17 protein-coding genes are annotated in these 25,434 nt (G+C 61.8%); 13 read left to right on the plus strand and 4 right to left on the minus strand.

Annotated features, from left to right (window positions below):
• Window positions 1-91: 91 nt before the first annotated feature.
• Window positions 92-1,405, minus strand: coding sequence for a hypothetical protein (locus K0H47_RS31185; RefSeq protein ID WP_257626722.1), 1,314 nt, complete (start codon window positions 1,403-1,405; stop codon window positions 92-94).
• Between the two features lie 297 nt (window positions 1,406-1,702).
• Here K0H47_RS31185 and urtA point away from each other — a divergent pair, with 297 nt between their 5' ends.
• The 11 genes from urtA to ureC all read left to right on the plus strand — a co-directional run bounded on the left by urtA (window position 1,703) and on the right by ureC (window position 11,885).
• On the plus strand, window positions 1,703-2,968 hold the full coding sequence (urtA, locus tag K0H47_RS21445) for an urea ABC transporter substrate-binding protein (RefSeq protein WP_003217372.1): 1,266 nt from the start codon (window positions 1,703-1,705) through the stop codon (window positions 2,966-2,968).
• Between the two features lie 134 nt (window positions 2,969-3,102).
• Complete coding sequence (gene urtB / locus K0H47_RS21450; RefSeq protein WP_063033352.1) at window positions 3,103-4,605, plus strand: urea ABC transporter permease subunit UrtB; 1,503 nt, start codon at window positions 3,103-3,105, stop codon at window positions 4,603-4,605.
• Complete coding sequence (gene urtC, locus K0H47_RS21455; RefSeq protein ID WP_219273581.1) at window positions 4,605-5,684, plus strand: urea ABC transporter permease subunit UrtC; 1,080 nt, start codon at window positions 4,605-4,607, stop codon at window positions 5,682-5,684. The genes urtB and urtC overlap by 1 nt, the downstream gene beginning before the upstream one ends.
• Complete coding sequence (urtD, locus tag K0H47_RS21460) at window positions 5,681-6,541, plus strand: urea ABC transporter ATP-binding protein UrtD (protein ID WP_003217378.1); 861 nt, start codon at window positions 5,681-5,683, stop codon at window positions 6,539-6,541. The genes urtC and urtD overlap by 4 nt, the downstream gene beginning before the upstream one ends.
• Window positions 6,542-6,657: 116 nt before the next feature.
• Window positions 6,658-7,356: an urea ABC transporter ATP-binding subunit UrtE gene (gene urtE, locus K0H47_RS21465; RefSeq protein ID WP_017478391.1), complete on the plus strand. Its 699-nt coding sequence runs from the start codon at window positions 6,658-6,660 to the stop codon at window positions 7,354-7,356.
• Window positions 7,357-7,386: 30 nt separating this feature from the next.
• Entirely contained in the window at window positions 7,387-8,226 is an 840-nt protein-coding gene (locus K0H47_RS21470) for an urease accessory protein UreD (protein WP_219273583.1), read from the plus strand.
• A 175-nt stretch (window positions 8,227-8,401) separates the two neighbouring features.
• Window positions 8,402-8,704, plus strand: a complete 303-nt coding sequence (gene ureA, locus K0H47_RS21475) for an urease subunit gamma (RefSeq protein WP_003217383.1) — start codon at window positions 8,402-8,404, stop codon at window positions 8,702-8,704.
• Between the two features lie 9 nt (window positions 8,705-8,713).
• On the plus strand, window positions 8,714-9,235 hold the full coding sequence (locus tag K0H47_RS21480; RefSeq protein ID WP_063033355.1) for a GNAT family N-acetyltransferase: 522 nt from the start codon (window positions 8,714-8,716) through the stop codon (window positions 9,233-9,235).
• 5 nt (window positions 9,236-9,240) lie between these two features.
• Window positions 9,241-9,771 (plus strand): N-acetyltransferase, encoded by a 531-nt coding sequence (locus K0H47_RS21485; RefSeq protein ID WP_063033356.1) that lies wholly within the window; start codon window positions 9,241-9,243, stop codon window positions 9,769-9,771.
• Window positions 9,768-10,073 carry an urease subunit beta gene (locus K0H47_RS21490; protein ID WP_063033357.1) on the plus strand — a complete coding sequence of 102 codons (306 nt, stop codon included), beginning with the start codon at window positions 9,768-9,770 and terminating at the stop codon, window positions 10,071-10,073. The genes K0H47_RS21485 and K0H47_RS21490 overlap by 4 nt, the downstream gene beginning before the upstream one ends.
• Before the next feature lie 111 nt (window positions 10,074-10,184).
• Window positions 10,185-11,885 (plus strand): urease subunit alpha, encoded by a 1,701-nt coding sequence (ureC, locus tag K0H47_RS21495; protein ID WP_063033358.1) that lies wholly within the window; start codon window positions 10,185-10,187, stop codon window positions 11,883-11,885.
• Here ureC and K0H47_RS21500 read toward each other — a convergent pair.
• Window positions 11,870-17,014, minus strand: coding sequence for a dermonecrotic toxin domain-containing protein (locus K0H47_RS21500; protein ID WP_219273585.1), 5,145 nt, complete (start codon window positions 17,012-17,014; stop codon window positions 11,870-11,872). The two genes, ureC and K0H47_RS21500, sit on opposite strands and share 16 nt — an antisense overlap.
• Before the next feature lie 285 nt (window positions 17,015-17,299).
• On the opposite strand from K0H47_RS21500, the gene K0H47_RS21505 reads away from it, so the two are divergent.
• Window positions 17,300-23,209 (plus strand): NEL-type E3 ubiquitin ligase domain-containing protein, encoded by a 5,910-nt coding sequence (locus tag K0H47_RS21505; RefSeq protein ID WP_219273586.1) that lies wholly within the window; start codon window positions 17,300-17,302, stop codon window positions 23,207-23,209.
• 5 nt (window positions 23,210-23,214) lie between these two features.
• Here the strand turns inward: K0H47_RS21505 and K0H47_RS21510 are convergent, their stop codons facing one another.
• Both K0H47_RS21510 and K0H47_RS21515 read right to left on the minus strand, forming a co-directional pair.
• Window positions 23,215-23,523, minus strand: coding sequence for a chaperone modulator CbpM (locus tag K0H47_RS21510; RefSeq protein ID WP_003217397.1), 309 nt, complete (start codon window positions 23,521-23,523; stop codon window positions 23,215-23,217).
• A gap of 2 nt (window positions 23,524-23,525) precedes the next feature.
• Window positions 23,526-24,473 carry a DnaJ C-terminal domain-containing protein gene (locus tag K0H47_RS21515; protein WP_003217399.1) on the minus strand — a complete coding sequence of 316 codons (948 nt, stop codon included), beginning with the start codon at window positions 24,471-24,473 and terminating at the stop codon, window positions 23,526-23,528.
• 288 nt (window positions 24,474-24,761) lie between these two features.
• Between K0H47_RS21515 and K0H47_RS21520 the strand changes: the two genes are divergently transcribed.
• The coding region (locus tag K0H47_RS21520; RefSeq protein WP_219273588.1) for an Hsp70 family protein at window positions 24,762-25,434 on the plus strand (673 nt) is incomplete at its 3' end.

A 25,434-nucleotide genomic window follows, 5' to 3' on the forward strand; every position in this document is an offset into this window, starting at 1 on the left:
TGTAAGCCTGGAGAAAAGAGCCGTGGGGTGAACCCACCGTGTAATGCAGGTAGCGTGCAGCGTCATCGGCGGTGACGAAGGCAGGGCTCAGCTACGCATGGACTTTCGCGAAGGCCCGCCATTGCGGTCCTACCACTCCGGCCTTGTCCCATACCCGTCCGGGCTCAACCACCGTCAGCGTACCCACAGCGGCCACCTGCCGGACAAACTCGGAAGGGCTCAACGTACCGTCCTTCAAGCACCTGTCGATCTCCGCACCGTAATTGGCGAACAACCGGGACTGCGCCTGCGAGCCTGTGCAGTGGTACATCAGCAGCGCGCCGTCGTTGGCACGCAAGTAAAAGTGCAAGCCCAGGTCGTCGGTCCCCGCCATCATCGCCACGGCAGCCAACGCAGAAGCCGGGAAGAAATTTTCGGCCAGCCACGACTCCTTCGCCACGGTGGGTTTCGCCTGCGGCGATAGGGAGCAGTAAATACCGAAGGTTAAAAACTCACTGTCCGCCTTGTGCACTTTAGGCAGCGACAACTTGCCACTGGTCAGCGCAAACGCCGCCTTGAGTTCGTCCGACGGAAATTCGGCCACGAACTGGTTCGACGCGCTTTTGTACAGATAGCCAAAGTGGCTCTCCTGCCGTGCGAACCCCAGCGGCGGCAAAACCGCTCGCACCGCGTCCTGCCACCGGCGGCTGACTGGGCTGGCGAGGGGCGCCAGTGCCTCCTGCCCGATCTGCGACAGGGTTTGATTGAGTGTCCACGGCGTCAGCAGTTGGCCAGGCTTTCCACCCAACTCGGCGTTGGCAACGATGACCCGCAGGTAACCGGCTCTGGCCGCCTCATTGATAAAGGCGATGTAGTCGTCGAAATCGGCCGCAGGCTTGGCCGCCATCAACTTGCTCAAGAAGCTGGCCTCAGTCGCAGAGCCGCTGCTTTCATACTGGATGAGCGAACCATAGAACCCGGACAGGTAGTAACGGGTGCACAGCCTGCGCACCTGGATGATGATGCGCAGGATATTGATGGGGAAAAAGCTGCGATCCAGGCGGCGCTGCGCGTCTGTCCAGTGCTGTATCTGCGCGGAGCGCCGGGCGCCGTCCCCAGCGCGCGAACTGTACAGGGCGTGAACGCTGTGGCCCTCGTACGCCAGGAAATTCCTGTTGGCATCGACCTTGAGCAGGTCGCTCTGGAAATCGAATGCAGTGGCGGTGCCGGCCACCGGTACGGTCGGCAGGTACATCCCGTCATCACGCTTGAAAACCAGCCCGCCAAATACCGTCTCCCGCCGGTTGCCGATCTGTTGATGCGCCCAATGGGCGGCATCGTGGTCGGTGACGAATGCCGGCCCCAGATGGGGAACCGGCCTGCGCATGCTCGCCGCTTGATCGTCTTGAATGTGAGTACTGTCCATGTCCATCGCCACTTGAGTGAAGTTAAGAAAACTGACGCTGTCCCTGGGTTGCCGAGGGCGCCAGGCAGGCTTCACTTTCAAGGGTTTGGCTGGACGCAGGCATTAGATAGTTAAGGCTCGGGGCATCAGGCACCATCAGGGTGCGCCTGCGCGCACACGCCGCCGGGAATGGCGCCGCATTGGTGCATCGCCCACCCCCACAGACCGATCACAGCTCGCGCGCACCACGATTGCGCGCCCCGGCACAGCCTTTGCAATCACTCCCTCATCACATCATTGAGTCATGGAGATTGCACAATGAAGCGTCGCAGCTTGATCAAGGCTTTCACACTGTCGGCATCCATCGCCGCGATGGGCATGACCTGGACGGTGCAGGCCGCCGAGACCATCAAGGTCGGCATTCTGCACTCGCTGTCCGGGACCATGGCGATCTCCGAGACCTCGCTGAAAGACATGGCGCTGATGACCATCGACGAGATCAACGCCAAGGGCGGCGTGAACGGCAAGATGCTCGAACCGGTAGTGGTGGACCCGGCTTCCAACTGGCCGCTGTTCGCTGAAAAGGGCCGCCAGTTGCTGACCCAGGACAAGGTCGCCGTGGTATTCGGTTGCTGGACCTCGGTGTCGCGCAAATCGGTATTGCCGGTGTTCGAAGAACTCAACGGCCTGCTGTTCTACCCGGTGCAATACGAAGGCGAAGAGATGTCGCCGAACGTGTTCTATACCGGTGCGGCGCCGAACCAGCAGGCGATCCCGGCGGTGGAATACCTGATGAGCGAAGAAGGCGGCGGCGCCAAGCGCTTCTTCCTGCTGGGTACCGACTACGTGTACCCGCGCACCACCAACAAGATTTTGCGTTCGTTCCTGCACTCCAAGGGCGTAGCGGATAAAGACATCGAAGAGGTCTACACCCCGTTCGGCCACAGCGATTACCAGACCATCGTGGCCAACATCAAGAAATTCTCGGCCGGCGGCAAGACTGCGGTGATCTCCACCGTGAATGGCGACTCCAACGTGCCGTTCTACAAAGAGCTGGCCAACCAGGGCCTGAAGGCCACCGACGTGCCGGTCGTTGCCTTCTCCGTGGGTGAAGAAGAACTGCGCGGCATCGACACCAAGCCGCTGGTGGGCAACCTCGCCGCCTGGAACTACTTCCAGTCGGTGGAGAACCCGGTGAACAAGAAATTCGTCGCCGACTGGAAAGCCTATGCCAAGGCCCACAACCTGCCGGGCGCGGATAAAGCCGTGACCAACGACCCGATGGAAGCCACCTACGTGGGTATCCATATGTGGGCGCAGGCGGTGGAGAAAGCCAAGTCCACCGACGTCGACAAAGTGCGTGAAGCCATGGCCGGGCAGACCTTTGCCGCGCCGTCCGGTTTCACCCTGACCATGGACAAGACCAACCACCACCTGCACAAGCCGGTGATGATCGGTGAGATCCAGTCTGACGGGCAGTTCTCGGTGGTGTGGCAGACCCAGGAGCCGATTCGGGCGCAACCGTGGAGCCCGTACATTCCGGGGAATGACAAAAAGCCGGATTACGCCGTCAAGAGCAACTAAGACCGACTCGGTCTAAATGTGGGAGCGGGCTTGCTCGCGAAAGCGGTGTGTCAGTCGACGCATCCGAAACTGAGCCAGCGCTTTCGCGAGCAAGCCCGCTCCCACATTGTCCGTGCATGATCAGGACATTTTGTATGCCCACTGCCCTATACCGCTTCATCCTCGCCGCCCTGCTGTTGCTGCCCTTCGCCGCACACGCCAGCGACGCCGAAGACTTCATCAACGCCAACCCGATGCAACAAGCCAAGCTGCTCCAGGACTGGGCCGCCCAGCCCGACCCGGCGCGCATCGAGTTGGTGGACGCCCTGCAACAAGGCCAGATCACGGTCAACGGTGAGACCAAAACCGTACGCCTGAACAACCGCCTGCGCGGCCTGATCGACAACGTGCAAGCCAGCCAGGAATTGCTCGCCGCCGACCCCAAGGTGCGCCTTGCCGCCGCCCAGACTCTGCAAAAAAGCGCACAACCTGCGCAGCTGAAATTCCTCGACCAGCAACTCGCCGGCGAAACCAATGATGACGTACACGTCGCCCTCAGCCTCGCCCTGGCCAACCTGCAACTGGTAGACCCCGACCCGGCCGTGCGCCTGGCCGCCGTGCGCTTGCTCGGCGGCACCGGCGACCCGCTGGCCCGCACTCGCCTGGAAGCCCTGCTCGCCCCCGGCGTCGAAGCCGACGCCACGGTACACACCGCCGCCGAAACCAGCCTCGCTCAGGTCAAACGCAAACTGATGGTGGGCGAGATTCTCGGCCAGGCCTTCAGCGGCATGTCCCTGGGTTCGATCCTGCTGCTGGCAGCGCTCGGCCTGGCGATCACCTTCGGCTTGCTCGGGGTGATCAACATGGCCCACGGCGAGATGCTGATGCTCGGCGCCTACTCCACCTATGTGGTGCAGTTACTGATGCAGCGCTACGTGCCCCAGGCCATCGAGTTCTACCCGCTGATCGCGCTGCCGGTGGCTTTTTTTGTCACCGCCGCCATCGGCATGGCCCTGGAGCGCACGGTGATTCGTCACCTCTACGGCCGCCCACTGGAAACCCTGCTCGCCACCTGGGGCATCAGCCTGATGCTGATCCAACTGGTGCGCCTGGTGTTCGGCGCGCAGAACGTTGAAGTGGCCAACCCCGAGTGGCTGTCCGGTGGGATCCAAGTGCTGCCCAACCTGGTGCTGCCCTACAACCGCATCGTGATCATCGCCTTCGCGCTGTTTGTGGTGGTGCTGACCTGGCTGCTGCTGAACAAGACGCGCCTGGGCCTCAACGTGCGGGCCGTGACCCAGAACCGCAACATGGCCGCCTGCTGCGGCGTGCCCACCGGGCGCGTGGACATGCTCGCCTTTGGCCTCGGTTCCGGCATCGCCGGCCTCGGCGGTGTTGCCTTGAGCCAGATCGGCAACGTCGGCCCGGACCTCGGCCAGAGCTACATCATCGACTCGTTCCTGGTGGTGGTGCTCGGCGGCGTCGGTCAATTGGCCGGTAGCGTCATGGCCGCCTTCGGATTAGGGATAGCCAACAAGATTCTCGAACCGCAGATCGGTGCCGTGCTCGGCAAGATCCTGATCCTCGCGCTGATCATTCTGTTCATCCAGAAACGCCCGCAGGGACTCTTCGCACTGAAAGGACGGGTGATCGACTGATGAACCAGCCATTGATGCTCACGGCCGCGCAAAAGGCCGGCCCCAAGGTGACCGTTGCGGTCGGTGCAGTGATCCTGATCCTGCTGCTGGCGCTGCCGTTGTTCTCGCTGTTGTCATCGGAAAACCCGTTGCACGTTTCCGCCTACACGCTGACGTTGGTGGGCAAGATTCTGTGCTACGCCATCGTCGCTCTCGCGCTGGATCTGGTGTGGGGTTATGCCGGGATGTTGTCCCTCGGCCACGGCCTGTTCTTTGCGCTGGGCGGCTATGCCATGGGCATGTACCTGATGCGCCAGGCGTCCGGCGATGAGCTGCCGGCGTTCATGACCTTTTTGTCGTGGACCGAATTGCCGTGGTACTGGACCGGCACCAGCCACTTCCTCTGGGCGATGTGCCTGGTGGTGTTGGCGCCAGGTTTGCTGGCACTGGTGTTCGGGTTCTTCGCCTTTCGCTCGCGGATCAAGGGCGTGTATTTCTCGATCATGACCCAGGCGCTGACCTTTGCCGGGATGCTGCTGTTCTTCCGCAACGAGACCGGGTTTGGCGGCAATAATGGCTTTACCAATTTCCGCAGCATCCTCGGGTTTGGCATCACCGAGCCGGGCACGCGGGCAGTGCTGTTTGTGGCCACCGTGGCGTTGTTGGTGGTCAGCCTGTACATCGGCTGGCGCCTGGCCCAGAGCAAGTTCGGCCGGGTGCTGACGGCACTGCGGGATGCGGAAAATCGCCTGATGTTCTGCGGCTACGACCCACGTGGATTCAAGCTGTTTGTCTGGGTGTTGAGCGCGGTGCTGTGTGGTTTGGCAGGCGCGTTGTATGTGCCGCAAGTGGGCATCATCAACCCCAGCGAAATGTCGCCGACCAACTCCATCGAGGCCGCTGTGTGGGTGGCCCTCGGCGGGCGTGGAACCTTGATCGGCCCGCTGCTGGGCGCCGGTGTGGTCAACGGAATGAAAAGCTGGTTCACCGTGGCGTTTCCTGAGTATTGGCTGTTCTTCCTCGGTGCGCTGTTCATTATCGTCACCCTGTATTTGCCCAAGGGTGTGATTGGCCTGCTGAAGAAAAGGGGCGACCAATGAGGATCACAGCGACGGCCGAATTTATGCTCGAACCTATCCTTGAACCCAACAAAGACCAGGGCAGCGCCCGCGATGCCATCGGCCTCGGCCAGGCGGCCGGCAAAGGCCTGAACACCCGCCACGGCACCATCCTGACCCTGGAAGACATCAGCGTCAGCTTCGACGGTTTCAAGGCGCTGAACGACTTGAACCTGTACATCGGCGTCGGCGAATTGCGCTGCATCATCGGCCCCAACGGCGCGGGCAAGACCACGCTGATGGACGTGATCACCGGCAAGACCCGGCCCAGCCACGGCAAGGCCTGGTTCGGCGAAACCCTGGACCTGACGAGCATGAGCGAAGTGCAGATCGCCCAGGCCGGCATCGGTCGCAAGTTCCAGAAGCCCACGGTATTCGAAGCCCTCAGCGTGTTCGAAAACCTCGAGCTGGCGCAGAAGACCGACAAGTCGGTGTGGGCCAGCCTGCGGGCGCGTTTGAGCGGCGAGCAGAAAGACCGCATCAGCGAAGTGCTCGACACCATCCGCCTCACCGCTTCGGTCAACCGCCCCGCCGGCTTGCTGTCCCACGGCCAGAAGCAGTTCCTGGAAATCGGCATGCTGCTGATGCAGGACCCGCAACTGTTGCTGCTGGACGAACCGGTGGCGGGCATGACCGACGCCGAAACCGAGTTCACCGCCGAGCTGTTCAAGCGCCTGGCGGGCAAGCACTCGCTGATGGTGGTGGAGCACGACATGGGCTTTGTCGGCTCGATTGCCGACCACGTGACAGTGTTGCACCAGGGCAGCGTGCTGGCCGAAGGGTCGCTGGAACAGGTGCAGGAAAATGAGCGGGTGATCGAGGTTTACCTCGGCCGCTGATGCTTTATGTGGGAGCTGGCTTGCCTGCGATGGCATCGACACGGTGCAGCTGATACACCGAGTCGCCTGTATCGCAGGCAAGCCAGCTCCCACAAGGAATTGAGGAGATTTTGAACATGCTGCAAGTCGACAAGCTGCACCAGTACTACGGCGGTAGCCACATCCTGCGCGGGCTTTCCTTTGAGGTAAAAGTCGGCGAAGTCACCTGCCTGCTGGGCCGCAATGGCGTGGGCAAGACCACCTTGCTCAAGTGCCTGATGGGCTTGCTGCCGGCCAAGGAAGGTGCGGTGAACTGGGAAGGTAAGGCCATTACCGGCTTCAAGCCGCACCAGCGGGTGCACGCCGGTATCGCTTACGTGCCCCAGGGCCGGGAGATTTTTGGCCGCCTGACAGTGGAAGAAAACCTGCTGATGGGCCTGTCACGCTTCCCTGGCTCCGAGGCCAAAGAGGTGCCGGCCTTCATCTACGAGCTGTTCCCGGTGCTGCTGCAAATGAAGCAACGCCGGGGCGGTGACTTGTCCGGCGGCCAGCAACAGCAGCTGGCTATCGGCCGGGCCCTGGCCAGCCGCCCGCGCCTGCTGATCCTCGACGAACCCACCGAAGGCATCCAGCCGTCGGTGATCAAGGAGATCGGCGCGGTGATCAAGAAGCTCGCGGCACGCGGTGACATGGCGATTCTGCTGGTGGAGCAGTTCTATGATTTTGCCGCTGAACTGGCCGACCAGTACCTGGTGATGTCCCGAGGCGAAATCGTCCAGCAGGGGCGTGGAGAAAATATGGAAAGCGAGGGTGTGCGCGGGCTCGTTACGATCTAATCTGTAGCGTCCTAACGATAAGCACTGACCATGACCCTACCTGCCCCCACCGTGCTGTTCACCCCCAGCTGGCACGCCGAGCTGGAACTCGGCTACGCGCGCTTCGGCGACACCACGCGCCCGGTGATGCGCCGTCACCTCGGCCCGCTGCGGGTGCAAAAGCACCTGTACGCCGAAGGCCCCGAGGTGTGCCAGCACATCATCGTGCACCCGCCGGGCGGGATTGCCGGCGGTGATCGCCTCGACATCACGGCCCATGTCGCCGAAGGCGCCTGGGCGCAACTGACCAGCCCCGGCGCGGCCAAGTGGTACCGCGCCGGCGGGCCGGCCTATCAGAAACTGGAGCTGACGGTTGAGGCGGGTGCGACGCTGGAATGGCTGCCGCAGGAGACCATCGTGTTCAGCGCCGCCCAGGCCGAACTCACCACCCGCATCGACCTGCAAGGCGATGCCCGGCTGTTTTACTGGGACGTAGTCGCCCTGGGGCGCCCCGCCAGCGGCGAGCGTTTCGACCTCGGGCACTTCCAGTCGCACCTGGATATCCGCCGCGACGGCCAGTTGATTTGGCATGAACGCCAGCGCATTGTGGGCGCCGACGGTTTGCTCGACTCGCCCATCGGACTGGATGGGCAACCGGTGTTTGCGACCTTGCTGGTGACCGGCGAAATCGACCCTGAACTGCTCGAACAATGCCGCTCCCTGCCCCACGCGGTACGCGGCGACCTGACCCAATTGCCCGGCCTGCTGGTGGCCCGCTGCCTGGCCAGTGAAGCGCTGCTGGCGCGAGCTTGGCTGATCGCGCTGTGGCGCCTGCTGCGCCCGGCCGTACTGGGCCGCGAGGCGGTATCACCGAGAATCTGGAGCACATGAAGATCAAAAGTCGACCCTGCTCCCCGTGGGAGACGGGCTTGCCCGCGATGGCATCACCTCGGTACATCAGACATACCGAGTCGCCCGCATCGCAGGCAAGCCAGCTCCCACATAAAGCAGCTTTCACATCGGATCTTCAGTGTTTTTATGAATGTTGTTTGAAGGACTTTGAACGATGGACCTGACCCCACGGGAAAAAGACAAACTGCTGATCTTCACCGCCGGCCTCGTGGCCGAGCGGCGGTTGGCGCGCGGTGTGAAGCTCAACTACCCGGAAACCATCGCCTACATCTCCGCCGCGCTGATGGAAGGCGCCCGCGATGGCCGCACCGTCGCCGAGCTGATGCACTTCGGCACCACCCTGCTCACCCGTGAACAGGTGATGGAAGGCATTCCGGAAATGATCCCGGACATCCAGGTGGAAGCCACCTTCCCCGACGGCACCAAGCTGGTCACCGTCCACCAACCCATCGCCTGAGGTCCGGCCATGTCCTTTTTGATTCGTGATGCGGTGCACGCCGATTTGCCAGGGATTCGCGATATCTACAACGACGCGGTGCTGAACACCACGGCGATCTGGAACGAACAACCGGTAGACCTGGGCAACCGCCAGGCCTGGTTCAGTGCCCGCCAATCGCAGTTTTACCCGATCCTGGTGGCCATCGAAGACGAGCAGGTCATCGGCTATGCCTCGTTCGGTGACTGGCGGCCCTTCGAAGGCTTTCGCCACACGGTCGAACACTCGGTGTACGTGCGCAACGACCAGCGCGGCAAAGGCCTCGGCCCACAGCTGATGCAGGTGCTGATCGAGCGGGCGAAAACCTGCGACAAACACGTGATGGTCGCCGCCATCGAAAGCGGCAACCAGGCCTCGATCCGCCTGCATGAGCGCTTGGGTTTCATCACCACCGGGCAGATGCCCCAGGTCGGCACCAAATTCGGGCGCTGGCTGGACCTGACCTTCATGCAACTGACGCTCAACCCAGGCGCTACGCCGCCCAAGGAGTGACACCGATGAACGCCCAACTGCGTCGAGTCAATGCCGAAAGTTTTGCCCATTACCGCCCGGGTTTGATTGAGCTGTTGCTGGACGCCGTGAAGCACGGCGCATCGGTGGGCTTCATGGCCGACTTCGATGAAGCCCAGGCCGGCACTTATCTCAACGGCGTGCAGGCAAGCCTTAACGATGGCAGCCTGCTGCTGTGGGTGGTGGTGCGTGATGAGCACGTCATCGCCAGCGTGCAATTGGCGCTGTGCATGAAAGCCAACGGCCTGAACCGTGCCGAAGTGCAAAAGCTGCTGGTGCACAGCGAGGCCCGGCGCCGCGGCCTCGGCCAGCAACTGATGAGCGCCCTGGAACTGAGTGCCCGCCAGTACAAACGCGGGTTGCTGTACCTGGACACCGAAGCCGGCTCCGGTGCCGAAGCGTTCTACCAGTCGCTGCGCTACACCAAGATCGGTGAATTGCCCGACTACTGCCAAAGCCCGGACGGGCGCTACACCCCGACCGCCATCTACTTCAAGACCCTGGGGCAACCTGCATGATTCCTGGCGAATTTCAGATCCAGCCTGGCGACATCGAACTCAACGTGGGTCGGCGCACCGCCACCTTGAGCGTGGCCAACAGCGGCGACCGGCCGATCCAGGTCGGTTCCCACTATCACTTTTTCGAGACCAACGACGCACTGACGTTCGACCGTGCCGCCAGCCGTGGCATGCGCCTGAACATCCCGGCCGGCACCGCCGTGCGCTTTGAGCCAGGGCAGAGTCGTGAAGTGGAACTGGTGGAATTGAGCGGCAAGCGCCGGGTATTCGGGTTTGCCGGGAAAATCATGGGTGACCTTTAGGGCCTCATCGCAGGCAAGCCAGCTCCCACCTTTGGAATGCATTCCCCTGTGGGAGCTGGCTTGCCTGCGAAAGCGACTTCACATTCAACACAAATTTCTCAGGGCAAACACATGAAAATCAGTCGCCAAGCCTACGCCGACATGTACGGCCCCACCGTGGGTGACAAGGTCCGCCTGGCCGACACCGAGCTGTTCGTCGAAGTCGAACAGGATTTCACCGTCTACGGCGAAGAAGTGAAATTCGGCGGCGGCAAGGTGATCCGTGACGGCCAGGGCCAGAGCCAACTGCTCGCCCATGAGGTGGTCGACACCCTGATCACCAACGCGCTGATCATCGACCACTGGGGCATCGTCAAGGCCGACGTCGGCCTGAAGAACGGCCGCATCTTCGCCATCGGCAAAGCCGGCAACCCGGACATCCAGCCCGGCGTGACCATCTGCGTCGGCGCCAGCACCGAAGTGATCGCCGGTGAAGGCATGATCCTCACCGCCGGCGGCATCGACACCCACATCCACTTCATCTGCCCACAGCAAATCGAAGAGGCGCTGACCAGCGGCGTCACCACCATGATCGGCGGCGGCACCGGGCCGGCCACCGGCACCAACGCCACCACCTGTACCTCGGGCCCGTGGCACCTGGCGCGCATGCTCCAGGCTTCCGATTCGTTTCCGATGAACATCGGCTTCACCGGCAAGGGCAACGCCAGTCTGCCGGAGCCGTTGATCGAACAAGTGAAGGCCGGCGCCATTGGCTTGAAGCTGCACGAGGACTGGGGCACCACGCCCGCGAGCATCGACAACTGCCTGAGCGTCGCCGACGAGTACGACGTGCAGGTGGCGATCCACAGCGACACCCTCAACGAATCCGGCTTTGTCGAAACCACCCTCGCCGCCTTCAAGGGCCGCACCATCCACACCTACCACACCGAAGGCGCCGGTGGCGGCCATGCGCCCGACATCATCAAGGCCTGCGGCTTCCCCAACGTGCTGCCCAGCTCCACCAACCCCACCCGGCCGTTCACCCGCAACACCATCGACGAACACCTGGACATGTTGATGGTCTGCCATCACCTGGACCCGAGCATTGCCGAAGACGTGGCCTTTGCCGAAAGCCGCATCCGCCGCGAGACGATTGCCGCCGAAGACATCCTCCACGACCTCGGCGCGTTCTCGATGATCAGCTCCGACAGCCAGGCCATGGGCCGTGTCGGCGAAGTGATCACGCGCACCTGGCAGACCGCCGACAAGATGAAGAAACAGCGCGGGCCATTGCCGGGCGACGGCGAAGGCAACGACAACTTCCGCGCCAAACGCTACATCGCCAAGTACACCATCAACCCGGCGATCACCCATGGCATCAGCCACGAAGTGGGCTCGATTGAAGTGGGCAAGTGGGCCGACCTGGTGCTGTGGCGCCCGGCGTTTTTCGGGATCAAGCCGACGCTGATCCTCAAGGGCGGCGCGATTGCCTCAAGCCTGATGGGCGACGCCAACGCCTCGATCCCGACGCCGCAACCGGTGCACTACCGCCCGATGTTTGCCAGCTTCGGCAGCTCGCTGCACGCCACCAGCCTGACCTTTATCAGCCAGGCGGCGTTGGCGGCAGGCTTGCCCGAGCAGTTGGGCTTGAAGAAGCAGATCGCCGTGGTCAAGGGTTGCCGCGAGGTGCAGAAAACCGACTTGATCCACAACGATTACCTGCCGGATATCGAGGTCGACCCGCAGACGTATCAGGTCAAGGCCGACGGTGTGTTGCTGTGGTGTGAACCGGCGGATGTGCTGCCGATGGCGCAGCGTTATTTTCTGTTCTGAAGCGCGATCTCCAGAGCCTCGTCAGTGAGCCTCTGGAGAATCGCCTTGCGCTCCTCGTGCAGTTTCACCGCAAGCGCATCATAGACGTCCTGGTGCATGGGCGTGCCGGGAGGGAAGTCCTCAACCGACTTGTCCAGCATCAGGGCCGAATTGCGCAGGGTATTGCGCAGGGCCATCTTCTGCGACTCAGGCAGTCGACCATTGGCCGCCAGATCATTCATGGCACTCGTCAAGTCTTCCAGCGCCGCCCTTTTGCGCGTCAGCCAGACAAAGGCCGCGGGCGTCGAGCGCTCAAGGTACTCATCCCAGAAGTCCAACTCGACGAGGGCATCCCTGAGCAGGCCGCCCTCCTCCAATGCCATGACCCGATCAAAAGCATCGTCCAGCATCTGCGAGGTGACGTCAGACTCAGGGTACATTACATCCCCTGATTGCCAGGGCAGCTCAAGCCGCTCGGCCAACCCGGTCGAAAACGCCAGATAGATCCCTACTTCATCGATAGCCCGTTCGGGGTTTCCAGCGGCATCGATTCGCCGAATCGGATCATTGGGGAACTTGCGGCCTTGCTCACTCAATGCCACTACTCGGGCGCGAGCAATTTCTCCCAGCTTGTTGAGCCGAGTCCTGCCTTTGGCCACCGTCAGCATCAGTTGCGCGACCACGTCGGGGTCAGGGTGGATCGAAGCCTCATACACCATCACTTCGATCCCCATGGCATTGAACAACTGGGTGCCCGCATCAACGCAACTGGTAGGCGCCATCGCCATGTCGAAAAGCTTCTCACGCAGCCGGGTGTTATCGGCCATGGCGCGCAACATTCGCCAGACCTTGGCCGTAAGGTCTTCCTCGAAGCCTTCCAATACGACATCGGCAGACTCCCTCAACTTGCGGATTTCGTTAAAGAACGGTTCGGCGCCCTTGGCCTCCTCCACGGCATTCCATATGGACTGCAAGGCGCCCCACTCCCGGTGGGTGAGGCCGGCTTTCCATCGGGCGCTGTCCTCCATCCCTCCGGGTGGAAATTGCCGCTCCGGGTCCATGCCAACAGATTCGATATACCGCTTGAGCTGGTGCAGGCCCTCGGACGTCAGCAAGGTCCGGCTGACATGGGTGCGCGCAAGAATCGCAGCCTTCACTGAACCTGGCTCGACCGTCGGCACTTCAAGCGCGTTACCTTCCAGGATCAGGGTAAACCAGCGTGGCCGGGGCATGTCGAAGATGCCAGTCGGCCAAACACTTTGCCCGCTATTGCCCAGAAGAACCCGAAACAGGCGGCCCATCCGGCTGATATCCGGTGCCATGCCCAGCGGGTTGGACTCCAAATTGAGTGTGTGGAGTCGGGTGAGATTCTTCAATCGGTTGACGGCCGCGACGTCCAGCACAATCGCGTTTTCCGCCAGGCTCAACACCTCAAGTCTGGGCAGATGCTCAAGCAACAGGGGCAGGCGAGTGAGCAGGTTGTGGTTCAGGTTGAGGGTGCGCAAGCCGCGAAAGGGAGCCAGGTAAGGCTCGACAGCATCGGTCAGTTCCGCGTCGGAGATTTCCAGGTAAGTGACGTGATCAAAGTTGGCGCTCAGCGCCGGAAGCGACCCCAGCTGAGGTTGTATCTCAACTCCCTCCAGTTCGATCTTCTGGCCCAGCGTATTCCCGAAAACATCCACATCAACCTTACCCACACGCCGCCAGGCTTTAATCAACAACCTTCCCAGTTTTTTACGAATGGCACGCTGCTCTCGGTATTCAGCGCTATTGGCGTCACCATAACCCTGGATCGGTGATGCTTCCCAGGCCTCCAGCGTGGAGCAGAGCGTTTCGTACTCCTGCTCCAGGGAGATGAGCCAGGTATCGTCGGCCGGCGCGTGAGGTGCACGCAGTCGAGCAATCTGCGCTTCGTCATAAGCGGGATAAAGGGCTTTGATACGCTGCTGAACTTTGTGCTCCCAGGACTCCCCTCCACGGCCACTCCAGGAATAACCGACCCGCCCGAGAGAAGAGCGCTGCGGCGGCACGAAAAAGCGTGTGTCCAACGGTTGCATGCCCAGTACCTTGCGCAGGCCGGCACGGGACAGGGCGTGCTGTCGAATCAGCTTTCCAAGTTGCGGCCCCTGCCCCACATCGGCTAACCCCAGGGACTGGCGATGCGCATCCGGCAGCGCGTGCTGCAAGGAAGCGTACAAGCTATCGACCCCGTGTAACTCGTTGCCTTGAGTGTCAAACGCCTGATACCGACCATCGCCCACTCGCACCAACAGCTTGAGGTTGCTGGACCCAGGCTGGCCATAGCTGGCACGCAAGCGCCCGCTCACCGAGCCTTCGTGCATTTCAATGCGCAGGTTGTTTCGCCAGCCGGGAAGGTGCTCCAGGGTATTGAGCACCAGAGCCTCAGTGTCAGCATTGGCCAACGCGTCCAGGTACAGCCCTTCATACGCTCGAGTCAGGCGTAACTCCCCAAGCTTCTGGCGCGCTTGCTGCGCCAGCTCCAGGGGAATCTTGCCCTTGGCAATCAAGGCCGCCCGCTGCTCGGCGGTGGTACCGTCCAACAGCTCCTGAGCCATCGCCTTGGGCAGGCTTTTGAAGTCCCGCGCAAACAGTTGCAGCTCAGCACTGTCAGGCGATGACCGCCCGAGGTAGAGGCTGTCGAACACCCGCCGCAGGGACTGTTTTGCATGGATCCCCAGCCGCGCCTGCAACGCCTGGCTACGCGGCGCGGCCCCGTAAGGCAGGTTCTGGCCGAGCAGGTTTTTAAGCTGCTCCTCGGGCAAACTCTCGACGATCAGCGCGGGCAGCTTGCCGCCGAACAGGTCTATGCGACTGATGCTGATAAGACTGGTCCCGGGTGTATGAGGTTGGCCGTAAAGCGAAGCCGTCCTGCTTGCGCCATGACCGTCAAATACTTCGATGGTCCTGCCGGAGGGCCAGCCGGGCATTTCCACCATCAACGACGCAGCGTAGCTGCCCAGGTCCATCGACATCGACCCCGCAAGGATCTGCCCACTCAAGCTTTCGGCACGCCCGTAAGCCCGCATGCGCACCGCCGTATCGAGTGTGATTGCCGGAGTGGGCTCGCTTTCCACATACAACCGGCGCAGCACGCTTTCGTCGGTGTCACTGATCTTGCGGACCTGCTCCAACTGCGTATCGCTCAGGCTTTCCATCACATGGCCCAATCGCCGCATCAGCGGAGCGCCTTGCCACGTCAGGGGCTCATCGGCTTCATGGGTCCAGGCGCCTGAACCGTTGTTGACGATCTGTGGCTCATACGCCCCAGGCCTGCTGGGGTGCTGGACCCGGTATACGTCCGGTTCGTCTTGCGCGGTCACCGCGTAGTGAGTGCCGTCCACTGACACCACCTGACGCCCGTTGACGGTATGCACCCCCCCCGGGTCGGGAATCGAGCCCGCAGGCAGTTGGATGTCCTGCGCATAGGGCGCGAGGTCGGGCTTCCACAAGCGGGCCTTTCCCGACGGCAGCCTGACCGCCTTGAGCCCCTCGATAAACGGCGACACGCTGAAATGCAATGCAGCGCCGCCCACCGCCAATTGCGCGAGGTTGTCCAGCACATCACCGATATGCGCCCAGCCGGCCTCGCGGTCACCCTGGCCGAGTTCAACCACGCCCTCCAACACTTCGTACAGCAGTTGCCCGGCCGTGACCACTGCCATCACTGCCCCCAAGGGAGGAATGATCATCGACACCAGGTTCACGGCGAACAGGCCAATGTTCATCAAATGCGCCAGCCGCCGGTCACGCCCGGCAGCGTCGGTTTGAGCGGTGGGCACCGCCATGCTCAAGGCATCGTCGAGTGCGCGTTTGCGCATGTCGGCGTACAGCTCGTCCCAAGGATCGACGTCGATCCACAGCCCCTTGATCGGGTGGGCGTTGAGGTTCAGGTTTGGCTGGTCCTGCGGCGTGCGGCTGATATGTCGCGGGGACTTTAAGAGGGCGTTGATCGCCTGGAGTTCGATGAGCGATTTTCTTGCGTAGTACTGTCGCCACGCTGGATCAGGGCCAAGGGCCACGCGCCTGAGGGGTTCATCGACGCGTTTCTCGGTGAACCGCCCGTAGTAGTAAGCCAGGTATTTTTTCCCGATGAACCGTGAGAAAAACTGTTGATGCGCCGTGACCTGAACCCCTCTGCTATCCCAGTAGTCCTCGGGTTTATAAGCGGTCAGCTCGCGGGTGGTTTCTTCTACGTACGCGGCATGGGTTTCGTAGCGCTTGATGGGATGGTCGGGGTGGTCGGGGATATAGACGATAAACCAGCTCCCATAGCGATGCTCCACGCTCGGGTCGATCATGAGGCAGCCGTGCATTTGCAGGTCCATGATAGTGGGCCAGCGATGCCAGACCTGCTTGTTACCGAGCTTGATGCGTCGCTCGCCATTGGCAATGCGCAGCAGCAGCGCATAGTCGTCACTGCCAATATCCCCCTTGAGCAACGCCACGTAGGCGGCAGCCCTGAAGGCATCCTTTTGCCGGTTGATAAAACGCTCGCGCAGCAAGCCCCTGGACACGGTTTGCACGGGCAGCAGGTAGGTAGTGAGGTGCTCCTGGTACCGCTTACCCAAGTCCAGGTCGCGACATAACCGGGCGAAGGTCTCGATTGTCAGGGGCGTGGTATAGCGCTCGAAATGCCCATCCGCGCCGGGCGCAGTGATAAAACCTGAAGCGCTGTCAGAGAACCCGGCGTGGGTCTCACGCTCCTCAAAATTGTTCAAGGCCGCTTGCAACAGGGACAAGGTCTTGGTCCGGTAGCCTGTCGCTAGTCCTTCGACCGGTACATAGAGGCGCAGATGCACCTGGTTGACGTCCAGCTCGAACCCCGCGGCCTTCAACGCCGCCTCCAGCAATGGCTGGGCGAACGCGTTGACCTCTTGCACCCTGGCCGTTAGTTGCTCCAGCGCTTTGTTGGACTTGAAGCTTGCCTCTGACAGGTTTTTGAGTAACGCCCTCTGCTCCGCAGTGGCGGCCGCGTACCAGACGGGGATCTCTGGCCTGGCCTGCCTGATGGCTGCGCGCAGTGCGGGGGATGCGTTGATCAGACTCTCGGGGATGGCGGCCTTGATCTGTGCATAGTGACGCCCTTCACTGCCCGGCAAAAGAGGGGCAGAGGCTTGAGGTGCTGACATATACGAGTACCGTTGAGGAAATAAAGGCGATGACCTTAATCAGTCGCCCCTGGCACTCGGCGGTAGCTATTTGAATGGTTTGAACGCCCCTGCCTGAACCCTCAAAAGGCAGCTCCACGCCCGATGCATACAGGGTGGATTCCAAGGGGTAATTAAGTCGCCAACCCATGCGTAATCCGGGGCCGATGCGGTAACTATTGGGAGTTACCCAACGGGTTTTCGACTTATTAATCCACAGCGGTTTTCAGTAGCCTTTTTCCTTTGCCTATCCAAAGGAATGCCCCCATGCAGGATGCCCCCGCTGTTACTCCCGCCTCATCTTCAGACGACAACAATGAGTTCATTCGCCAGGCTATTCCAGACTGGTTGGTGCAAGCGCCGGCCCACCGGATAGTCGCGCTGAAACAGGCCAGGCTCGAACAGGCGCAGTGGATAGACAGCTTATCGCCGCTGCAGCGAAGAACGTTGAAGGCGTTCAATGAAACCAGTTTCAAATCTCAGCACGCTGTGGATAAACACCTGGCAAATATCCAGGCACTCATGCCGTTCGCCACAGGCCTGCTCAACAGCGCGCTGAAAGAACAATTCAACATCAGCGTGGATGTCGAAGGCACCTATCTTCGTTTGTATGAGCCACTGAAGCTCGGCAAGCTGGGGGTCAAGGCCGGCGAATACAAAGTACTCGAGGTTTCACTGATACAGGCCACCCTGCATAACTTTGAAGCCAGCGAAGGTGAAGACGGCGCATTTGATCCCGCCTCCGGGTTTACCCAACACCCGGACCGGGAGGGTGCGTCTCCCACGATCAGCCAGACGCTGAGCGTGCCCGCCTTTATCAGGTTGTGCCGCACACTGGACGTGGGTGCCCGCTACCAGGCTCACCTCAGGGAAGTATTACTGCCCACCGACGAAGCTGTGGCCGCCCGGTTGCGCGACGCCGTGATCACCAGCCAGAAAGACGCCCTCAGGGCCGCGGCGTACCTGGCGTTGCTCAAGCAGGATATTCGCCCGGATGATTTCGTCATGGTGCTTAAGGTTGTCGACGGCGAACGTAACCCCACGCTGGGTGGCAAGCCCGTGTGGTTCAGTTGCCTGAGCGTAATGGACCGCGCGCTGATGGGGAGCGTGGTGTTTATGCCAGTGGAAAAATACCAATACGCCACTGACTTCATCGTCTATCTCCCCCACGATCCGCAGCACCCGCTCAAGCGCTACGACAACCTGGGGGAGCTGAGAGCCGAACTGAACCGTCAGTGGGTAACGCGCGATAAAGAACCGAGCGAGCCAGGCAGTAACGACCTCCCGGGGCCCACAAGCTACCAACGCTTTTTCAGCCAGTTTCTCGATGAACACGACAAGCCGGCGTTCTTCAACCGGTTTACGCAACCCGCTGCCGGCTCCACCTCCGTAATCGACACAGTGGCGCGCTCGTCGGTGACCCAAACGATGCTGCACATCGCCTTCCCGGTATTGGCAGATACGGTGCTGCCGCAGAAACTTCCCCCACCGAAAACCGGCTGCAGGGTTGTAAGGACGGACGCTCCCGACCTGTACTTGATGGTGGTCTCAAGACGCGGCCTGTGGGCAGGCAACGTCGACCTGTGGACCAACCTGTTTGAGCATGGGCGCGACAAGGCCCTCAGTGATGCCCGCAACCAGGCAGTGCCCACCGCCGATGTCGACGCCCGGGTGCGCGCACAAAAAATCGCCCATTGGCTGGAAGGCGGCGCGACCGTGATTGGCCTGGCGCTGGCGTTCGTCCCGGTGGTCGGCGAAATCATGCTGGCCGCCATGGCGGGCCAGTTGCTGTATGAGACCTTCGATGGGGTGATGGAATGGAGCGAAGGTGACCGGGAGGCGGCGAAAGACCACTGGTTCGACGTCGCGCAAAACCTGGCAACCCTGGCCTTGACGGTCGGTGCCGGAAAAGGCCTGATAAAACTGACGGCACCGCCAGCGGTGGTACGGGAGCTCAAGCCTATTCAACTGCCAGGCGGCGAGCCGCGTCTGTGGAAGCCGGACCTTACGCCCTATCGCAGTGAAGTCGTGCTGCCCAGGAATGCTGCCGTTGATGATCTGGGGTTGCACAGTCACGGCCAACACCCCCTGCTGCCCCTCGACGATCAACTGTACGTGCTCAAACCTGAGCCCGACGGTGACACCTATCGCATACAACACCCCACACGCTCCGACGCCTATGCCCCGCAGGTGGCGCATAACGGCGCGGGCGCCTGGCTGCATGAAGGCGAAGAGCCGCTGACGTGGGACGGCCCGATGCTGATGCGTCGCCTGGGCTACCGCACCGGAGGCTTGAGCGACGCGCAACTGGAACAGGTGCGCTTGGCGAGTGGCACCACCGCCGATCAACTGCGCCAACTGCATGTAGACCTGCAACTGCCGCCCGCCCTGTTGACCGATTGCCTTGAGCGCTTTCGCCTGCATCAGCGGCTTGAGACGTTTATCGAGCAAATGGGCAGCGATGATCCGCTGGATTACGCGCAGGCTGACCCGGCGATCACCGACCGCGTGGTGGCGCAACAAGGCCTGACCTATCCGGCGGTCCTCGATCCTACCCCTCGTGTGCTGGACGAACAGGCGATGCTCTGGCGCCGGGAAGTTGCCCAGGCCGCCAGGGACTGCCGGGCCTCGCTGTTCGACGCGGATTACCGCGCCCATAATCTGGCCCGCTCGCCCCAGGTACAACAGCTCATGGACCTGTTTTCCGGTCTCCCGGCCGAGGTTGCCGGGCAGTTGCTGGAAACGGCCACGGACGCGGATTTAACCGCGCTGAGTGGACATCAGAAGTTGTCACCTAGGCTCACTGCCCTGGCGCGAGAAAGCCAGCAGCAAGTGCGGATGGCAAGGGCCTATGAAGGGTTGTACCTGGATGCATTGGAGAGCCAGGACAGTCGGCGCCTGGCCTTGCATACGTTGCCCAGCTTGCCGGGATGGGACCCAAACCTGCGGGTAGAAATCCGCTTGGGCAGCGAACAGGGTCCGCTGATTGACGCCGTCGGTCCAGTTGCCGACGCGCCGCCGCTGCAACTGGCGATGGGTGAAGACGGATCGTTCGGCACCACCGACCTGTATGGCGCTGTTCTGTCGCGGCTCGAACAAGGCCAGCGCCGCGCGCTGGGCGACGCGGCACGGGACGCCGGCACTTTGAAGCAGCGGGTCCGGCAAGCGCCATTGGCCCGGGATGAGCTACGCTCGGTGCTGCTGGATTACCCGGTGCTGCGCAAACCGTTGGCGGGAAACCAGCGTTTGCCAGGGGGCTCCCCGCTACACAAACTCAATCAACTGCGCAGCACCCATACGCGGGTGCGCAAGCTGTATCCGGGGTTCAACGACGAGCAAGCACACGCCTTCATCGAGACCCTCGGGAGCGATGCCCGCAGTGAATTGACGCGCAGGGAAAACCAGTACGCCACCCTCGACCGCGCGCTCAAGGACTGGGTTAAACGCAGTGCCCGTGAAGAGACGAGCCGGCGTCCATTTGGGGTGGGCCCGGGCGGCCGGGAGCGGTCGGCGGCCGATGCGTTGAGGAACTGCTGGCGCCGACAGACCGTGGCCCGTGCCGGGGCCAATAGCGGGCGTCGCCTGGAAATCAGCGCCCAGGTGAACCTGCCCAACGTGAACGCCGACTTTGGCCACGTCGAGGAGTTGGTTCTCGAGCAGGTGAGCTTCACCGAGAGCGCCGGGCAGTTCCTTGGCAACTTCCCCAATCTGAAACGTATGACCCTCAAGCAAGTCGGCGGTATCGGACGCCAGACGCTGACCGAACTGCCCGAAGCAATCACGGCAATGAAGGAGCTGACGCACCTGGACCTGTCCGCCAATGCGATCCGCCTGAGCGAAACCAGCGCCGGCCAACTGGCCGGCCTGAGCCGCCTGGAAGAACTGTCCCTGAACGACAACCCTTTGGGCGCCCTGCCCGACTTCAGCACCCTGCTCCGATTGCGCAAGCTGGAGCTGCGTTACACCCGGATCAACCAGTGGCCCACGGGCTTGCTGGAATTGCCGGAGCTGAGGGAGGTCGACCTGTCCGGCAATCACCTGAGCGCGGTGCCCGACAGCCTGCTCAACCCTGCTCCCGAAAAGGTAGAGGCCAGCATCCGTCTCAACCGCATGACCCGCCTGCGTGACAACCCGTTCACCCCGCGAGCCAATCAACAGATGCGTGCGTACATCACTCGCCTTTCACGAACCCGCCCGGGCTGGCGCAACGGCGGCCAGCCTGGCGCATTCGAAGTCCCCTTGAGCCACACCGACGAAATGCTGCGGACAAGGGAGCTTTTCCCCGGCTTCAGCGAGGATGAAAACGAGCGACTCGTACTGGATGCAGGCGACGGGGCGCCGGCCGAACTGACACGCCTGGAAGGCCAATGGCAAACCTTGAACAGCCAGCTGGACGCCTGGGCCGCACAACGGTTCCTGGTGGCGGCCGACGACGCCAACCTTCGCGTAGGGGATGCCAGTCACCGCCGGCAATTTGCCCGGAACCTCAAGGAGTGCTGGCGGCGCATGACCCCCAAAGCCCTGGCCCGTGATGGTTCTCCCATCGGTTACACGCTTGAAGCACTCGGTTTGAGCGTCGGTGACTTGCCGGCGTTGGAAGCGGATTTCAGCCATGTAGGGTCAATCAAACTGCAGGGCATGCGATCCCTGTACAGTCTGGATGAGTTTCTCGGCCACTTCAGCCACACCCGTTGGCTCGAACTGTCAAACGGCGAGTTGCGTTCAATCCCGCCCAGCGTTGCCCGGATGAACCGGCTCACCCGCCTGGACCTCAGGGGCAACCGGTTGTCTCTGACCGAGGCCGACGTGGATCTGCTGGAGGGGCTCACCTCACTCAAGACGGTCGACCTGAGCCGCAACCCCCTGGCGCGTACCCCCAACTTCGGTACCCTGCCGAACCTGCGCGGGGTGAATTTGAGAAACACCGGGATCACCGAGTGGCCGCAGGGCCTGGGGCCACATCAGGCGTTGGACACCGTTGACCTGACCGAGAACCGTATCACGCAGTTGCCCGAGTCCCGAGTCAACCCGCCGCCCGAGGAGGCCGAGGCAGTCATCCGCGTCAACAACGTCACATTTATCGGCGGTAACCCGCTGACCACAGAAGCCCGCAGGCAGTTGATTGAGTATTGGAACAATGCAACCTTACTCCACCCCGAGGCTGCGGAGCGCCGGCAGGCGCACGCGATGCGTTATCGGGCGCCACGGCCCGCGACCGTCGAGGTTCGCGCCCCTCAAGAACAGGTGCTGGACGACACACCGGAGCCGGCATACCAGCACTGGATGGACGGTCTGTCACCCGAGGAAATCGACGTAAGACGCAGCCTGTGGGAGTCGATTGCCGAAAAACCCGGCGCGCAGATCTTCCTCGACATCCTCGACAACCTTAAAGAATCGGCGGAGTACCGCCGCGGCTACACCGACCTGCAATCACGCCTGTGGCAGCTGGTCGATGCGGCACGGGACGATGGCTTGTGTGAAGAGCTGTTCAACCTGGCGGGTGACCCGCGCTGTGGTGATCGGGCGGCCCTGGTGTTCAGTGACATGGAGGTCAAGGTGCTGACGTGGCAAGCCACACAAGGGGCCAGCGATGGCGAGGCGGGACCGGCACTGTACGAGTTGGGCAAGGGCCTCTTTCGCCTGGACGAGGTGGAAAAATCAGCCAGCGGGGAGATTCGGGTTCGAGAAGGCATGATTCGCATGTCGAGCATGACTCCTGAACAAAAAGTCACCGCCCTGGAAAAACTCGAAGATATTGAAATCCGCCTGGCCTATCGCATGGGCTTGGCACGCCGCCTTGGCCTGCCTGGTCAACCCATCGAGGCCCGCTACCTCGCAACGGGGCAAGTGGCGCCGCAGATACTGGCTAATGTCGCCATCAGAATCGAACGACTGGACAACTCCAAGGCCTTCGTACAATCACTGCTGGGCCGTGAGTTCTGGCAGGCCTTTATCCGCAAGCAGTATGGGGAAGCGTTCAGCGCCCTGAGGGACCACTATGATGTGCGCTTGAATGCGTTATCCGAGGAGCACTTTGCGGGCAGCCTGACTGATGACGAATACACAACCCAGGCTGAAGATGTGCAACTGCAACTGGCCGTGGCGGAAGCGCAAGAGATTCGGTCGCTGACCCTGCGCGACTGGGTACCATGCAAGGAGCGCTGCAACATCGCCTGACGGACTTACGGCGTTTGCACCAACCGCCCCAGCCGCTGCTTAAGCATCTGGTTCTCGGCCCGCAGTTGCTGGACTTCTTCCAGCAGGTCGAGCGCCAGGGCGACGCCTTCCCATTCCAGCTCCAAGTCCTTTTGCAGCGCCGAGGCACGCTTGGCCAGGGCCAGCTCGTAATCGGTAAAGCGCCAGGACTCGGGACTGGTCCCCACCGGTTCAACGATGCCGTGCTCGACGATTTCGATCACGTAGGCCACCGACAGGTCGGTGGCCTCACAGAATTCTGCCATGTTCACTTGAACCAAACGGGGACTGCTCATCGTTAGCTACTCCATGATTCTCTTGGATCGAAGGCGGCTTTTTGTGCCAGTTCCTGCCACAACGCCTTGACCTCGTCGTCGGTGTTTTTCGGCATCACCGCCTTGAGTTGCACAAACAGGTAACCGCGCTGCCCGGCCTTGTTCAACAAGCCATGGCCCTTGGCGCGCATGCGCTGGCCGTTCTGGCTGCCGGCGGGCACCTTGAGGTTGATCTTGCCGGTGAGGGTCGGCACCGCCACTTCCGTGCCCAACGCCAGCTCCCACGGGGCCAGCGGCAGGGTGATGATCAGGTTCTCACCTTCCACATCGAATTTGGGGTGTGGCGCGAACTTGATGATCAAGTACAGATCACCATTGGCACCACCGCCAATCCCCGGCGCGCCCTGGCCCTTGAGGCGGATGCGCTCGCCGTCGGCCACACCGGCCGGGATCTTCACGTTCAGGCTCTTGGTGGTGTTGCTGACGTGCTGGCCGGCCGCGTTGTATTGCGGCACCTGGAAGTTGACCTGCTTGGACTCGTTGGACAGGGTCTCTTCGAGGAAGACCGGCAGTTCCATTTCCACATCTTGCCCCCGGCGCCCGGCGCTACGGCCTTGGGCACCACCAAAACCATTGCCGCGCGAACCGAAGATCGAGCTGAAGAAGTCCGAGAAGTCGCCGGTGTCCTGGCCACCGCCGCCATAGCCACCACGGCTCTGCCAACCTGGCGGGCCCTGGAACGGCTGGCCATGCTGGCCGTATTTGCGCAGATCGTCGTATTCGGCGCGTTTGTCGGCGCTTTTCAGCGCTTCATAGGCTTCGGACGCGTCCTTGAACTTGGCTTCGGCGTCCTTTTCCTTGCTCACGTCCGGGTGATATTTGCGCGCCAGCTTGCGATAGGCGGCCTTGATCGTCTTGTCGTCGGCAGTCGGCTCGACGCCGAGAATCTTGTAATAGTCTTTGAAGTCCATCGGGAGTATCACCGTCCGTTATCGATATCGCACTGCCAGCGTCACAGCATGCGCCTGTTTGCGGCGTCTGGATTGACCGATCTCAATCTTGTGACCGAAGGGTGCGTCAGAAGTTTATCGGCGCTGCGGGCAGAATCCTGCAGCCACCAACCGTATGGGGAGGATTTGGGGGCAAACACCGGGCTTTCAAGGTAACAAGTCCGTTGTATTTAGCGGATAGTCGGCCTACGCATCTGCACGCGGGTGGCATACACTGCGCGGCCGTTTTTCAACCGGAACCCGATTGACATGAAAAACCCATCCCCAGCCCGTGCCTGCGGTATCGACTTCGGCACGTCCAACTCCACCGTCGGCTGGATTCGTCCCGGCATGGAAACGCTTATCGCGCTGGAGGACGACAAGATCACGCTGCCGTCGGTAGTGTTCTTCAACTTCGAAGAGCGCCGCCCGGTGTACGGTCGCCTGGCCCTGCACGAGTACCTGGAAAACTACGAAGGCCGGCTGATGCGCTCGCTCAAGAGCCTGCTGGGTTCCAAGCTGATCAAGCACGACACCAGCGTACTGGGCACGGCCATGCCGTTCACCGACCTGCTGGCGCTGTTTATCGGCCAACTCAAGAGCCGTGCCGAGACCACCGCCGGGCGTGAGTTCGACGAAGTGGTGCTGGGCCGCCCGGTGTTCTTCGTCGACGACGACCCGATGGCCGACCAGGAAGCCGAAAACACCCTGGTGGACGTAGCCCGCAAGATCGGCTTCAAGGACATCTCGTTCCAGTACGAACCGATTGCCGCGGCCTTCGACTACGAGTCCACCATCGAGAAAGAAGAACTGGTGCTGATCGTCGACATCGGCGGTGGTACCTCTGACTTCTCCCTGGTGCGCCTGTCGCCCGAGCGTCGCCAGATCGACAACCGCCACGACGACATCCTCGCCACCGGCGGTGTGCATATCGGCGGGACCC

Origin of the sequence: Pseudomonas sp. Xaverov 83, from assembly GCF_019352905.1 — a bacterium.
Taxonomy (GTDB): domain Bacteria; phylum Pseudomonadota; class Gammaproteobacteria; order Pseudomonadales; family Pseudomonadaceae; genus Aquipseudomonas; species Aquipseudomonas yamanorum.

Bases quoted from the DNA above. Each gene is read 5' to 3' on its own strand.
- ureC (WP_063033358.1), top strand. From the start codon at position 10,185: ATGAAAATCAGTCGCCAAGCCTACGCCGACATGTACGGCCCCACCGTG.
- urtD (WP_003217378.1), top strand. From the start codon at position 5,681: ATGAGGATCACAGCGACGGCCGAATTTATGCTCGAACCTATCCTTGAA.
- K0H47_RS21515 (WP_003217399.1), bottom strand. From the start codon at position 24,473: ATGGACTTCAAAGACTATTACAAGATTCTCGGCGTCGAGCCGACTGCC.
- K0H47_RS31185 (WP_257626722.1), bottom strand. From the start codon at position 1,405: ATGGACAGTACTCACATTCAAGACGATCAAGCGGCGAGCATGCGCAGG.
- K0H47_RS21480 (WP_063033355.1), top strand. From the start codon at position 8,714: ATGTCCTTTTTGATTCGTGATGCGGTGCACGCCGATTTGCCAGGGATT.
- urtB (WP_063033352.1), top strand. From the start codon at position 3,103: ATGCCCACTGCCCTATACCGCTTCATCCTCGCCGCCCTGCTGTTGCTG.
- K0H47_RS21505 (WP_219273586.1), top strand. From the start codon at position 17,300: ATGCAGGATGCCCCCGCTGTTACTCCCGCCTCATCTTCAGACGACAAC.
- ureA (WP_003217383.1), top strand. From the start codon at position 8,402: ATGGACCTGACCCCACGGGAAAAAGACAAACTGCTGATCTTCACCGCC.
- K0H47_RS21490 (WP_063033357.1), top strand. From the start codon at position 9,768: ATGATTCCTGGCGAATTTCAGATCCAGCCTGGCGACATCGAACTCAAC.
- urtA (WP_003217372.1), top strand. From the start codon at position 1,703: ATGAAGCGTCGCAGCTTGATCAAGGCTTTCACACTGTCGGCATCCATC.
- K0H47_RS21485 (WP_063033356.1), top strand. From the start codon at position 9,241: ATGAACGCCCAACTGCGTCGAGTCAATGCCGAAAGTTTTGCCCATTAC.
- urtE (WP_017478391.1), top strand. From the start codon at position 6,658: ATGCTGCAAGTCGACAAGCTGCACCAGTACTACGGCGGTAGCCACATC.
- K0H47_RS21470 (WP_219273583.1), top strand. From the start codon at position 7,387: ATGACCCTACCTGCCCCCACCGTGCTGTTCACCCCCAGCTGGCACGCC.
- K0H47_RS21500 (WP_219273585.1), bottom strand. From the start codon at position 17,014: ATGTCAGCACCTCAAGCCTCTGCCCCTCTTTTGCCGGGCAGTGAAGGG.
- urtC (WP_219273581.1), top strand. From the start codon at position 4,605: ATGAACCAGCCATTGATGCTCACGGCCGCGCAAAAGGCCGGCCCCAAG.
- K0H47_RS21510 (WP_003217397.1), bottom strand. From the start codon at position 23,523: ATGAGCAGTCCCCGTTTGGTTCAAGTGAACATGGCAGAATTCTGTGAG.